Source organism: Glutamicibacter ardleyensis (assembly GCF_014644555.1).
GTDB lineage: Bacteria > Actinomycetota > Actinomycetes > Actinomycetales > Micrococcaceae > Glutamicibacter > Glutamicibacter bergerei.
In genome coordinates this window covers 961,303-974,593 of sequence record NZ_BMKX01000001.1, presented here as the reverse complement: position 1 = coordinate 974,593, position 13,291 = coordinate 961,303, and the positions used below count along the sequence as shown (strand labels likewise).

Sequence of the window (13,291 nt, the reverse complement as noted above, 5' to 3'; positions counted from 1 at the left end):
AGCGTAGCAATCTTGAGTACGATGAGAGCACTATGCAGACAAACCGCGTGATCTTAATTTCTGTAGCCGGCGCCGCGGCAGTGCTTGCGGGCGTTACTGGGTACTCCGTGCGTAAGCTTTCGCACACGAGCAAACCGATCAGCAAAGAGCCTTCGATCAAGGAGCAATCCGAGTCTAAGAAGGTCGGACTAGTCATTAATCCGTCCAAGTCAGGTGCCGACAAGGCACGTGACGCGGTCAAACACGTATGCGCAGAAGCGGGGCTGGAAGAGCCACTGGTTTTTGAAACCACCCCCGATAACGCGGGCCAAGAAGCTGCTCAAAAGGCGATCGATGCCGGATGCGACACAATTATCGCGGCCGGTGGCGACGGCACGATTCGCGCCGTCGGAGAAGTGCTCGAAGGCACCGATTGCACCCTGGGACTGCTTCCCTTAGGCACCGGCAACCTGCTGGCGCGCAATATTGAGGTGCCGCTTGATGACTTGCACACCGCCGCGTTAGTCGCCGTGCGGGGCATGGTGCGACGCATTGATGTGGGCCATATGAAACTGAACCTGCTCGATGGCACGAAGGCGGATCATGCGTTCCTGGTGATCGCCGGCGTCGGCACCGACGCGGACCTCTTTGACGATACCGATGAAGAGTTGAAATCCAAGGTGGGCTGGTTGGCATATTCGGAGGCCGGGTTGCGCCAGCTTCCCGGACAACGCAAAAAGGTCGAATTTAAGCTTTCCGACGATGAGGCCTGGCAGACTCGTAAGGTTCGCTCCGTGCTTTTCGCCAACTGTGGCAAGTTGCAGGGCGTGGACTTTGTCCCGGACGCGAAGATCGACGACGGAATTCTCGATGCGGTAGTGCTCTCCCCGCGGTCGGCGGCCGGCTGGGGTTGGATCTTGTTGAAGACCGCTTTCCGCTCGCGCAACAAGATCCCGGTGATGAGTTTCTACCAAACCACCGAGGTCTCATTGCGCTGCGCGGAACCTATGAATACACAGATCGACGGCGACCCAACAGGTCAGGTCAACGAGCTGAAAGTTACCATCAGCCCTTCGGCGTTGCGTATTCGCACCCCTTAGAGGCGCGATTTGAGCGACTGCACCCACGCCCGGGATTCGACAAACGCACTATCTGAATTGTGCGTATCGATGAACGGGCGGGTGCCCTGCGCCGCCGGGTAAGATCCCAAGAAGCGCAGTTCCGGGCACAATCTGTGTAATCCGGCGAGCGCCGCGGAGACACGTTCTTCAGCAATATGACCTTCAACGTCTACGGAGAAGAAGTAGTGCCCGAGCCCCGCGCCGGTAGGGCGTGACTCAATCCGTGAAAGGTTCACCGCACGAGCGGTGAACTGCTCCAGAAATTCCATCAACGCTCCGGGCCGGTCCTCGGACAACGGCAGGATCAGCGTTGACTTATCCACACCGCTTGGCGCCGGAATGGCTCCGGGCCGGGTGACAAGGATAAAGCGAGTTACCGCCCCGGCGTGATCTTCCACCTCGCGCACCAACACCTTGAGGTTTTTCTCCTTCGCCACCAAGGGTGAGCAAATCGCGGCGTCGTGGTGGGTCTCTGGGTCCAATAGACCCAACGCACCGGAAGCAGTGGATGAGGCCGGGGTGAAGCTGGCAGCGGGTATGTTGGTTTCCGCCCAATGCCGGCACTGTGCCCAAGCGTGTCCGTGAGTGGAAATCTCCCGGATCTGTTCGAGTGAAGTAATTCCCTCGCGCACCGCCAACACAAAACTAATCGGGACCAGCACTTCGGCGACAATCTGTAACGATTCCCCGGCAGCAATGGCATCCAATGTGGCCGAGACTCCGCCCTCTACCGAGTTTTCGATCGGGACCATCGCGGCATCTGCCTGTCCTAAGCGGACCATCTCCAGTGCGCTATTAACGCTGCTGGCAGCAATTCGCTCACAATCCCCGGCTCCGGGGACCTGCAGCAAAGCCGCCTCGGTGAAGGTGCCCGCCGGGCCTAGATAGGCATATTTCATCGAACGGTAGGTTCCGCACCGTTGTCGGCATCCATCGGAAGCTTGGCTTCCAGCCAGGCATCGGAACCACCGGCGATATTAAACGCGGTATAGCCTAGGCCGGTCAACCACGCGGCAGCCTGTGCCGAACGGCCACCGGTGCGGCAGATAACGTAGGTATCAACGTCGGGGTCCAGTTCCTCGACACGGGTAGGCAGTTCACCGAGCACGATGTGCTTGGCTCCGGTCGCGCGGCCCGCTTCCCATTCGAAGTCCTCACGGACGTCAAGAATCAATGCGTCCTTAGGTACGTCGGTGACCTGAACAGTCTCAAAGTTGCTCATGGTTGGCTTTCCTCTCTGGTTGGGTGTTTGCTTATAAGACTATCCATTCCCCGCCTCGAAAGCCGACATGAAGACAAGAAGCGCCCTGAAATTGCGTGATGAGCTGGCCAGTGGAGAACGTTCTAGCCGCGAGGTCACCGAACACTATCTGCGTCGCATCGACGAGCTGAGCTCGCTGGGCGCCTTTGTGTACGTATCCCCCGATGCGATGGATGCCGCGGCTGCGGCAGACGAGCGGCAGGTGCGCGGGCAGATCGGGCGCTTACATGGTCTTCCCACGGCATTCAAGGACCTCAATGAGGTCACCGGCATGCCCACCACCTATGGGACCGCGGCAATGAAGCATCATGTGGCGCGAGCAGATCATCCGCTGGTGGCACGCTTACGGTCCGAAGGTGTGGTGATTACCGGCAAAACGCAGGTTCCGGAATTTGGTTTGAGCAGTTATTCAGAGAACCTTGTCGCCCCACCGTCGCGCAACCCGCTTGACCCACGATTGACCTCGGGGGGTTCCTCGGGTGGACAGGCGGCGGCGATCGCCGCGGGGATGATTCCCGTTGGGCCAGGATCCGATGGGGGCGGTTCGGTGCGCATACCTGCCGCGTCTTGTGGCCTGGTGGGACTCAAGCCCTCCCTGGGTCGGATCCCCAGTGATGTGGTTGATGGTTACCTAGATAGCTTTGGTGCGCCGAAATTGACGGTTTCCGGCCCGCTGGCCCACGATTCCTTGGACGCCGCGATGTTGCTCGACGCGATGCGCGGCTCCGACCATTACCTACCACTGCTGCGTGGCAGCTATCCGGAGCGGCTCAAGGGGTTGCGGATCGGTTACAGCACGCATTCTCCTTTCGAAAGCGCCTATTCGATTTCCTTGCAGCCCGCTGCGCTGCAGGCTTTTGAGCGCGCCAAGCAGCTATTGTCTGAGCGCCACCGGGTGGAGCCAGCGGATCTGCGCTACGCCAGCGACTACCCCGAGTCCTTTCTCCGGGTGTGGAGCAATGGGCTGCGCCATATTCAGCTCGAAGACGAGGGGCTGCTCGGTGACTTGGCAAGGGATTTCCGGCAACGCTCCGCAGCGCGCAGCATGGAGGTCAGCCTGCAGGCGGCCGCTAGGCTCAAACAAATTTCGGCAGACTTTGTGCGACAATGGTCCGCTCATGACGTGATCCTCACTCCGGCAATGGCCTCGACGCCACCTGAGGTCGGCTACTTTACTGACTCGGATGCGGATACCGATTACATGCGACAGTGTCAGTACACCCCCTACACCTCGATGGTGAACGTTTCTTCGGTAGCCGCCATCACCGTTCCAATCAGCAATTCCAGCTCCGGGATGCCGATGAGCGTGCAACTCATTTCGCCACGTGCCGATGAGGGGCTGCTTTTGGCGTTGGCCAAACAATTGGGCAAGTGAACCGGGAATTTAGCCGATACCAGCGGTATATGAAACATGTGAAATAGATCGCTAAAGTAGGCACTTGCTCCTAAAAGCGCGAAAAATGTAACGTATGTCTACTGTTACTTCGAGCACCACGGGCACGGATAAAACCTTCTTCGGTCACCCGCGCGCGCTCGCAAACCTCTTTAGTGTCGAGATGTGGGAGCGTTTCTCCTTCTACGGCATGCAGGCCCTACTGGCCTATTACATGTACTACGAAGTCACCGCCGGTGGCCTCGGGATGGATCAGGGCTTAGCACTGTCACTGGTCGGCGCCTACGGCGGCGCCGTATACCTGTCCACCATTTTGGGCGCTTGGCTCTCGGACCGACTCTTCGGTTCCGAACGAGTACTCTTCTTCTCCGCGATCGGCATCATGGCCGGCCACGTCGCGCTGGCATTATTGCCGGGCTACGTTGGACTCACCATTGGTCTGATCCTGGTGGCCATCGGCTCCGGTGGCCTGAAAGCCAACGCAGTGGCCTTGGTCGGTTCGCTGTACTCCAAGGAAGACTCACGCATTGACGCGGGCTTCTCACTGTTCTACATGGGCGTGAACGTTGGCGGTCTACTCGGCCCGCTACTGACCGGCCTGTTGCACAAGCAGTTCGGCTTCCATGTGGGCTTCGGCGCCGCTGCCGTAGGTATGGCCATTGGCCTGTTGATCTACTCCAAGGGTCGCAAAAATCTTCCGGAGACCGCGGGACTAATAGCAAACCCACTGCCTGTCGGCGAACGCAAACGCTACATCGGGATCTTCGCAGCCATCGTGGTTCTGATCGTATTGGTCTTCGCGCTGAAGATCGTCACCCCGGCAAACCTTGCAAGCACCATCGCCTACGTAGTCATCGCCGCCTCGGTGGTGTACTTCGTATTGATCTTGCGCAGCAAGAAAATTGATGCCACCGAGCGGAAGCATGTCTGGGCTTTTATCCCGTTCTACATCGGCTCGGCAGCCTTCTGGGCATTGTTCCAGCAACAGTTCACCTTCATCGCGGCCTACTCCGACACCCGTTTGGATCGTCACCTCGGTGGCTGGGAAATGCCTGCCAGCTGGGTCCAGTCGATTAACCCGGTCTTCATTATCTTGTTGGCCAGTGTTTTCGCAGGATTGTGGACCAAGTTGGGCAACCGCCAGCCGCGCACCTCGGTGAAGTTCGGCTTGGCTTTGGTAGTCGTGGGTGCGGCATTCTTGTGCTTCATTCCGCTCGAATCGCTGGAAATGACACCGCTGTTGGCGCTAGTTGGCATCTTGTTGCTGTGCACCATCGCCGAGTTGCTACTTTCCCCGATCGGCCAGGCGGTGGCCACCAAGCTGGCTCCGGCGGCTTTCGGTACGCAGATGATCGCACTGTTCTTCCTGTCCGTATCGCTGGGCACCACGCTGTCTGGCGTGTTGGCCGGTTACTACGTTGCAGGCAATGAAATCCCTTACTTCATCGCGATGGGCGGTACCGCCATCGTGCTGGGTCTGGCAATGATTGCAGCTACCCCGGCTTTGAAGAAGCTCATGGGCTCCGTGCTCTAAGGGCTCAAAGCTTCAAAGGCAGGCTTCACCCTCGGGTGGGGCCTGTTTTTTTATTTAAGTACTAGTAGCTCGCCGATTTCGCAATCAAGCGCCTGGCATATGGCTACCAACGTGGAAAAGCGGATTGCCTTTGCGCGGTCATTTTTCAAGATCGAAAGATTGACCACCGAGACATCAACAAGTTCGCTTAGGTGCACTAGGGTCATGTCACGTTCGGCCAACAAATCCCCAAGCCTGCAATGTACGTGCTCCATCGCTAGACCAGTCCCTCGGTATCGGCCGTGAGTCGATTGTTTTGCTCGGTTAGTCGCAGCCCGGCGGTCACCAGCTCGGCGACCACAAAGATCCCCAAGGCGATGAACAGCGAATTAAATTCGAAGTAAATCGCGAAGGTGGGTTCGGGCCACGGAGAGGATGCCTCGAAACTCTGTGCGGTGCTGACAAAACTATCGATATGTAACGACTCCTCGCCGGCGAAGCTGGCGCCGAATCCATTGAGGATCTGTCCCAACGTGGTGCCGAAACCAAGTATTGTCGCTACGACCCGTGCGGTTTTACGCAGGCTCGCGGTGAAGGGTTTGCCTACGCGCAACTTGTTGCATAACAAGATCACCGAGAGAATCACCGCGCATACCGCCAGACCTTCGCAGAGTGCACCGGTTGCGAGCAGAACTCTGGTTCCGGCGCTGAGCGAACCGCTGGTAATCAGTACCTCGTTGATCTGCGCGGTGACATTCCCGCCATGATCTGGAGAGACGTCGGTGACGTGCGGATATTCCGGCCAGTAAGGCTCGACAGGAACTTCGAGTTGCACCTGCGGATCCGACAGCGCCGACACCACCTGAGCAATGATGGCGAAACCAACGCTCACAAGTGCAACGATCGCGATGCGACGCGTGAAGTCTACGACGGCCTGCACTCGTCCGGAGCCAAAGACTGCGTAAAGCACTAAAGCCAAAACCACGATGACAAGCACGGCGCTTATTCCAAAGGAGAAGCCAGACATCACAAACCTAACGATAGTCGTTATTAACGATAATCGTTATGCTAGTCCCAAATGTCAGGAAAAACTACACGATTACGCGAAATCGTTGAGCCCGGAATAGTCGAAGTTTTCAGCATATCCAACCGAAAACCAGATGGCCCAGATGATAAACGCATAGAACAGGACACCAATAGCTAGCCCTACCCACGAGGTAATCAAGCCCGCCAGACTCAGCCCCCGGACGGTCGGTTCGCGCCGATACCCCATATGGCCGGTAATAACACCGGCCAAGGGAACTAAGATAAGTAGACATAGGCCGAGCATCGATAAGATGCCCAGCACAAGCGACGCCGTCGAAAGCCCTACTGGCTGACGTGGCTGCTGATACGGATTGCTCGGGTAGTAAGTCATCACTTTTGATTATTCTATGAACCCGGGCAGAAGCACAAAGATAAGAGAGAACATGGCCCACGAACGCGCCGGGACACCTGCCCGCGAAGCAGATCTCATCGACCTAGATGCTGTCCTTGAATCTTACTCATCGATCCGCCCAGCGGCCGACAACCCAGACCAGGCAGTTATTTTCGGCACCTCCGGTCACCGCGGCAGCTCGCTGAACGGAACCTTCAACGAACTTCATATCGCGGCCATTACCCAAGCCGTGGTGGATTACCGCAAGGGTGCGGGAATCACCGGGCCAATGTACGTGGGCAAGGACAGCCATGCGCTATCCGAGCCGGCCTACCGGACCGTCCTAGAGGTCTTATCCGGCAATGATGTAGCGGTGTTTGCCGACTCAGGCCTGACGCCAACTCCTGCGGTCAGCCACGCCATCTTGGTGCACAATGCGGGTGGTGGAGACCAAGCCGATGGGCTGATTATCACGCCTTCGCACAACCCTCCTGCGGACGGTGGTATCAAATACAACCCACCACACGGCGGTCCAGCAGAATCCGAAATCACCGCACCAATCGCAGCGCGCGCCAATGAACTCATGGTCACCGGGGAAATTCTTCGCGGAACCGCTCATGCCCAAGATTTTGATTTCCGTGAACTGTACATCACCGATTTGGCTACGGTGATCGACTTTAAAGCGATTGCCGATTCTGGTATTTCGATTGGCGCCGATCCGCTAGGTGGCGCCTCGGTACATTACTGGGCCGAGATTGGCCGGCGCTACGGGTTGAACTTGACCGTGGTCAACGAACAGGTGGATCCGCGCTTTGGATTCATGACCTTAGATAAAGATGGCAAGATCCGGATGGACTGTTCCTCGGCACATGCGATGGCTTCGCTGGTAGCCAACCGCGACAAATTCGACATCTCCACGGGCAATGATGCGGATGCCGACCGCCACGGTATTGTCACCCCGGATGCCGGGCTGATGAACCCGAACCACTTTTTGGCGGTAGCGATCGATTACCTACTGACCCACCGCCCTCAGTGGCCCGCAGATGCACAAATCGGCAAGACGCTGGTCTCCTCGGTGCTGATCGACAAGGTAGTTGCCGCACACAGCCGTGTACTGCGCGAGGTGCCAGTAGGTTTCAAATACTTCGTCGAACCGCTGGCCTCAGGCAAGGTGGCGTTCTGCGGAGAGGAATCCGCTGGAGCCAGCTTCTTGGATTTCACCGGTCAGGCATTCAGCACTGACAAGGACGGGCTCATGTTGGCGCTCCTGGCCAGCGAGATTCGTGCGGTCACGGGCCAAAGCCCAAGCCAGCGCCATGCCGAGCTAGTAGCCGAGCATGGCGCAAGCTTCTACGACCGGTTTGACGCGCCGGCTAACCGTGAACAGAAATCGGTTCTGGGCAAGCTAAACCCGCAAGCTGTCACGGCAACCGAACTCGCCGGGGACCAGATCACCACAAAGCGCACCGAGGCCTCGGGTTTTGCCATCGGCGGGCTGAAGGTCTCCAGCGAGCACGCTTGGTTTGCCGCACGCCCCTCGGGAACCGAAGATATCTACAAGATTTATGCGGAGTCCACGCGTTCTGCAGAGCACCTCGCGCAGGTTTTGCGCGAGGCGCAGGTCATCGTAAATGCTGCGCTTAGCGCAGGGTCCACGGATCGATCTTAACCTCTGGTTGTTTGCGGGTCACCCACCAGTGGCCCGCCCAGAGTAGCAGGAAGAGCGGTAGACCGATGTAGCTGGAGAGCACCTCTAGCACGCGGCCTTGAACGACTGCCTCGTAGTTCTGTCCGGCGATCACCACGATCAAGATGACAAAAGCAAGGATAGGCCCCAACGGGAATAGTGGTGCCTTATAGGGCAGTTTTGCCAGGTCCTGACCACTGGCTATGTATGCCTTGCGGAACTTGTAATGACTTACCGCAATACCCACCCAGGCGATAAACCCGGAGAGTCCGGAGACATTGAGCAACCAAGTATAGGCAGAGCCCTGGCCAATAATTGCGGTGAGGAACCCGAAAAGTCCTACCGAAGCAGTCAATAACATCGCGGGGACCGGAACACCACGACGGTTTAGGCGAGCAAAGATCTTCGGGGCCTTGCCATCAAGGGCCATCGAGTAAAGCATGCGAGCTGAGGCATATAGCCCAGAGTTGCCCGCCGAGAGAATCGCAGACAGGATCACCGCGTTCATCAACGCGGCAGCAAAGGCGATACCCGCCCGCTCGAAGACCATAGTGAACGGAGAGCTGGCAATGTCAGCTTCCCCGCTGGAAAGCAGGCTCGGATCGGCGTATGGAAGCAGCGTGCCAATAATGAAGATTGCGCCCACGTAGAAGAGCATGATGCGCCAGAAGATCGCCTTGATGGCCTTGGGAATATCGCGCTGCGGATTCTCCGCTTCACCTGCGGCCACACCAACTAGCTCGGTGCCCTGGAAGGAGAAGCCGGCGATCATGAACACCGATACCACCGAAAGCCAGCCGCCCACGAAGGGCGCGTCTCCGTTTGACCAGTTGCTGAAGCCCGGGGTGCTATCACCCATAATGCCCAAGATCATCGCGATACCGCAGGCCAGAAAGACGATGACGGTGATGACCTTGATCATCGCGAGCCAGTATTCACTTTCGCCGAAGGCCTTGGTGGACAGCGCGTTCAGCCCGGTGAGTAGCAGCAAGAAGACACCCGCCCAGATCCATCCCGGAACATCTGGCAGCCAGTAAGACATGATGATGCCTGCCGCCACCAGCTCCGCGGCTACGGTAATGGCCCAGTTGAACCAGTAGTTCCAGCCGATCGCGAAGCCAAAGTGGCGGTTGACGAAGACCGAGGCGTAGGTCTGGAAGGAACCGGAGACCGGAAGCCGTGCGCTCATTTCACCCAGTGATTGCATCAAGAGCAACACCATCGCGCCGATGAGCGCATAGGCCAGCAGCGATCCGCCGGGTCCAGCTTGAGCGATAGTGCCACCGGAGGCTACAAAGAGCCCGGTGCCGATAGACCCGCCAATGGCGATCATCTGCATATGGCGGGCTTTGAGACCGCGCTTTAAGCCATCGGTGGGGGCTGCGGGCTTGGTCATGCGAATGCTCCTGAATTAAGGTTTTTGGGCCTTAACAAGCATTCCACCTCGGACGACTCAACAGCTATGAACCGCGCTACAGTAAGCGATCGATAATCTTTCGCTTAGCCCAGGTATATGGAGGATATATTGCGCTCAGAGTGTCAATGACCGTCGTTTTGCTCAGTTCAGAACGAATTTGCGAAAGACGATCGAAGCCAAACTTGCCGTGATACGAGCCCATTCCGCTAGCGCCCACCCCACCAAAGGGCAATGACGGAATAACCATTTGAGCCAGTGGCGCATTGTGCACGATGGCGCCCGCGCGCACCCGATCGGAAAAGATTGACTGCAGCCGCGGGGACTCACTCATCAGATAGGCAGCCAACGGGGAAGGGCGCGCGGCGATAAATTCGAGCGCCTCATCAAATGAGGACACCTCGATGACCGGCAGAATGGGACCGAAGATTTCTTCTGTCATCAACGGCGAGTCCAGATCAACGTTGCGCATGATGGTCGGTGCGATGCGCAGCGTTTGCTCGTCGTAGTCACCACCGTGGGAAACATCGCCCGAGTCGAGCATGCTCACAAGTCGGTCAAAGTGGTTGCGGCTGATGATGCGCCCAAAATCCTGATGGTTGATTGGATCCTTGCCGTAAAAACTGGTGATTGCCTGGCCCAGACGGTTAATCAGTGCATCGGTATCTGCGAAGGACAGCACGTAGTCCGGAGCGACACAGGTTTGGCCTGCATTCATGAACTTCGCATAGGCCAGACGCTTGGCGGTTGGCAAGAGGTGGTTATCAACCACGGCTGGGCTCTTGCCACCTAGCTCCAGCGTGGTGGGGGTCAGATGTGTCGCCGCGGCCTGCGCCACGATGCGGGCGACCTTTTCTCCGCCGGTGTAAAAAATGTGATCCCAGCGCGCTGCAAGGAGCTCCGTGGCGGTATCCACACCGCCCTCGACTACCGCATAAACCCGGGAATCCAGATACATCGGTAGGAGTTTGGCCAACACCCCGGAGGTAACCGGGGCGAGCTCGGAGGGTTTCAGTAGCGCGGCGTTACCAGCGGCGATGGCAGCAACTAACGGGGCGAGCATCAACTGCAGTGGATAGTTCCACGGCCCAATAATTAGTACTACGCCTAACGGGCGCGGCTCGACCTTTGCGATGGCCGGTTGCAGTGCGAGTGGCACCTTCACGCTAGTGGAGTCCATCCACTCTGCGAGGTGCTTCTGGGCATGGTCAATTTCCGCTCGGACCACGTCAATCTCGCTGAACTTTGCTTCCGTGGCCCCCTTCCCCAGATCCTGATTTAGCGCATCAACGAACTCCCCGGTACGTTCTGCCAGCATTTTTTCTAGGGCGCGTAGCTGCCCGGCGCGAAAACGCCGCGGGTGAGTGATGCGTGTGTCCGCGGAATGACGCAGATGTTCTAAGACCGCTGCAATACGCAAGGGATGTTCATCGACCGGTGGCGCAGAGTCGCTGACGGGATCGGGCAAAGGATTAGAGGTGAAGAGACCCATGGGTTGATGCTACTTCATTAGCTGCCAAGACCTTCCGTTTGTATCAAGTAGTTGCTACATTAGTTTTCAGCCAACGAAGGAAATTATGGATCAGCTCTCCTCCGCCACATTCGGAATCGCAATCGGTGCCGCCTTGATCTACCTGTGGCTACGCTTAGTAGCCCAGCAAGACAATCGCCCGGCGCTCACCCGAGCACGCTCGCATTCCTTCTGGTGCGCGCTGATCGCTTTCTTCGTCTGCACTTCTGGCTCGGCCGGAGATCTCAAAAATACCGTCACAGGAACGGACATTGGTGTCGCGGAGGTTATTGACGCCATCAACCCGGGCCTCTGGTTACTGCTGATCTACCTGCTGGGACTTTATTCGTGGCCGAAGTCGGTCACCGCCGTGCGTGCCGCCTCATTGGAACCTCGCTCGGTGTTCACCCCGTTGCCCCGGGCGCTGAGCCTGATTGCAGTGCTAGTATTTTTTGGCTCCGCAACCGCACTATTCTTCATCCGTGATGTCGCAGGATATCCGGCACAATTTGCCGTGGAGACCTTCGATTCCACGGGCGGCGGCGGGACTCTGCAAAGCGCGCAGGAAGGGTTGGCTGAGGCCGCAACACTCATTCCGTTATATTCTCTGAGCCTGGCTTCGTTAGGTCTTGCGCTGCTTATCGCCACGGCCTTGATTCTGTTCCGCAAACCATTGGGATCGCTGACTCCCCACGACAATCAGGTAATCCGTGCGGTCTGGCTGAATCGACTCTTACGCACCGCAATCCTTGGCTTCGCCACCGTGGGCGTGGCGGCACTGCAGTACAAGTCTTCCTGGTTACTCAACCTGTACCCCGAGGCAGATGATTATCGGATATGGCAGAACGTCGGAAATTTTGCGATGTTGCTCATTTTCATTCTTGTGGCCGCGTGGGCACCTCCCGCAAACTTTGTTAAGAATGCGGACACCGTGCCGAGCAGCGCATTTTCGCGCATGCGCGAAAATCTCTTCTCCCTAGGCTTCATCACCACCGCACTCAGCCTGGTGGGGATGGCCCTGATGCCATGGTCCAGGCAGGCCGAAATTAGCTTCGACACACGCCCCGGGGAGGATGCCCCACAGGTGATGCTGCTACTGGCCGGCTTTGTCGCCCTGTACCTCGCGTTAAACGCCGGGTACTTGGGATATGTGCACCACAGCTCCAAATCCGTTCACCACCAGGCACGAAATATCCGGAACCTTCCACGCTATGTATATATACTTGCCGGGATTTTGATCATCGTCAGTGGCTATCTACTGATCAACCCCCCATTAAAATATTTCTGGGGGCTGGTCAAAGTCGGTCCGACTTTTGCACTGCTCATGGTCCTCGCGGTCCTTGTGCTGACCGCCGGCTACATCTGGTGGGCTCGACGGGTGTCCCTACCCTGGCAGGTCAGTGCTGAGCAAGAAATTTGGTACCGTCGGGTGCTGGAATTTCGAGCGCTGCGCACCGTGACCGCTGCCATCATAATGATGCCGGGCTGGGGCTATGCGCCAGCCCCGTACCTGTGGGCCGCTGCGGTAATCGTGTTTTGTTGCCCGGCGGTCATCTTCCTGGCTCGGCCAGCGGCGAAGGTACGTCAGCTGGTATGAGCCAACATATTTTTGTGGATCTGAATGCTGCATTGCCACCTTATGCGCAGATCCGCACGCAAATTTCTTCCCTCATTTCGCTCGGCGAGTTACCTACGGGCAGTAAGTTACCCACCGTGCGCGCGTTGGCAACCGATTTAGGGGTAGCTTCGGGGACCGTGGCACGTGCCTATAAAGAACTTGAAGCTGCCGGGCTGGTGACCTCCCGCCGGCGTGCCGGAACCGTGGTTAACTCCGTGCCCGCTACGGAAGAGATTAGCAATGAGCTGATTGAAGCGGTGGATAAAGTGTGGCGCTTAGCCCGCGAACAAGGCATCGACGAACTGACGGTCAAAGCGCTCGTGCAACGCCGGACGCGGGGATGAACTTGATGTTCGAGCACTAACCTGAGTACGCTCG

The 13,291-nt window shown here is 57.6% G+C and carries 13 protein-coding genes; 6 read left to right on the top strand and 7 right to left on the bottom strand.

Annotated features, from left to right (window positions below):
• The first annotated feature begins 32 nt into the window (after positions 1 to 32).
• Positions 33 to 1,079 carry a diacylglycerol/lipid kinase family protein gene (locus IEX04_RS04390; RefSeq protein WP_188683959.1) on the top strand — a complete coding sequence of 349 codons (1,047 nt, stop codon included), beginning with the start codon at positions 33 to 35 and terminating at the stop codon, positions 1,077 to 1,079.
• Here IEX04_RS04390 and pheA read toward each other — a convergent pair.
• A complete protein-coding gene (pheA, locus tag IEX04_RS04385) occupies positions 1,076 to 1,999 on the bottom strand; it encodes a prephenate dehydratase (RefSeq protein WP_096257288.1) in 924 nt (307 codons plus the stop codon). The two genes, IEX04_RS04390 and pheA, sit on opposite strands and share 4 nt — an antisense overlap.
• Positions 1,996 to 2,322, bottom strand: a complete 327-nt coding sequence (locus IEX04_RS04380) for a rhodanese-like domain-containing protein (protein WP_096257286.1) — start codon at positions 2,320 to 2,322, stop codon at positions 1,996 to 1,998. The genes pheA and IEX04_RS04380 overlap by 4 nt, the downstream gene beginning before the upstream one ends.
• 67 nt (positions 2,323 to 2,389) lie before the next feature.
• Here IEX04_RS04380 and IEX04_RS04375 point away from each other — a divergent pair, with 67 nt between their 5' ends.
• Together IEX04_RS04375 and IEX04_RS04370 are read left to right on the top strand one after the other, a co-directional pair.
• A complete protein-coding gene (locus IEX04_RS04375; protein WP_096257285.1) occupies positions 2,390 to 3,736 on the top strand; it encodes an amidase in 1,347 nt (448 codons plus the stop codon).
• 94 nt (positions 3,737 to 3,830) lie between these two features.
• Positions 3,831 to 5,288 carry a peptide MFS transporter gene (locus IEX04_RS04370; protein ID WP_188683957.1) on the top strand — a complete coding sequence of 486 codons (1,458 nt, stop codon included), beginning with the start codon at positions 3,831 to 3,833 and terminating at the stop codon, positions 5,286 to 5,288.
• 50 nt (positions 5,289 to 5,338) lie between these two features.
• On the opposite strand, the gene IEX04_RS04365 is transcribed toward IEX04_RS04370, so the two are convergent.
• The 3 genes from IEX04_RS04365 to IEX04_RS04355 all read right to left on the bottom strand — a co-directional run bounded on the left by IEX04_RS04365 (position 5,339) and on the right by IEX04_RS04355 (position 6,684).
• A complete protein-coding gene (locus IEX04_RS04365; RefSeq protein WP_096257281.1) occupies positions 5,339 to 5,542 on the bottom strand; it encodes a helix-turn-helix domain-containing protein in 204 nt (67 codons plus the stop codon).
• A 2-nt stretch (positions 5,543 to 5,544) separates the two neighbouring features.
• Positions 5,545 to 6,294, bottom strand: coding sequence for a hypothetical protein (locus IEX04_RS04360; RefSeq protein ID WP_141392976.1), 750 nt, complete (start codon positions 6,292 to 6,294; stop codon positions 5,545 to 5,547).
• A gap of 72 nt (positions 6,295 to 6,366) precedes the next feature.
• Positions 6,367 to 6,684, bottom strand: a complete 318-nt coding sequence (locus IEX04_RS04355; protein WP_096257277.1) for a DUF4190 domain-containing protein — start codon at positions 6,682 to 6,684, stop codon at positions 6,367 to 6,369.
• A gap of 52 nt (positions 6,685 to 6,736) precedes the next feature.
• Here IEX04_RS04355 and pgm point away from each other — a divergent pair, with 52 nt between their 5' ends.
• Positions 6,737 to 8,353: a phosphoglucomutase (alpha-D-glucose-1,6-bisphosphate-dependent) gene (gene pgm, locus IEX04_RS04350; RefSeq protein ID WP_188683955.1), complete on the top strand. Its 1,617-nt coding sequence runs from the start codon at positions 6,737 to 6,739 to the stop codon at positions 8,351 to 8,353.
• Here the strand turns inward: pgm and IEX04_RS04345 are convergent.
• Positions 8,325 to 9,767: an amino acid permease gene (locus IEX04_RS04345; RefSeq protein WP_096257274.1), complete on the bottom strand. Its 1,443-nt coding sequence runs from the start codon at positions 9,765 to 9,767 to the stop codon at positions 8,325 to 8,327. The two genes, pgm and IEX04_RS04345, sit on opposite strands and share 29 nt — an antisense overlap.
• 76 nt (positions 9,768 to 9,843) lie before the next feature.
• Positions 9,844 to 11,277 carry an aldehyde dehydrogenase family protein gene (locus IEX04_RS04340; protein WP_188683953.1) on the bottom strand — a complete coding sequence of 478 codons (1,434 nt, stop codon included), beginning with the start codon at positions 11,275 to 11,277 and terminating at the stop codon, positions 9,844 to 9,846.
• An 85-nt stretch (positions 11,278 to 11,362) separates the two neighbouring features.
• Here IEX04_RS04340 and IEX04_RS04335 point away from each other — a divergent pair, with 85 nt between their 5' ends.
• Together IEX04_RS04335 and IEX04_RS04330 are read left to right on the top strand one after the other, a co-directional pair.
• Positions 11,363 to 12,892: a hypothetical protein gene (locus IEX04_RS04335; protein ID WP_188683951.1), complete on the top strand. Its 1,530-nt coding sequence runs from the start codon at positions 11,363 to 11,365 to the stop codon at positions 12,890 to 12,892.
• Complete coding sequence (locus IEX04_RS04330) at positions 12,889 to 13,257, top strand: GntR family transcriptional regulator (RefSeq protein ID WP_096257268.1); 369 nt, start codon at positions 12,889 to 12,891, stop codon at positions 13,255 to 13,257. Before IEX04_RS04335 ends, IEX04_RS04330 begins: the two co-directional genes overlap by 4 nt.
• Positions 13,258 to 13,291: the final 34 nt, after the last annotated feature.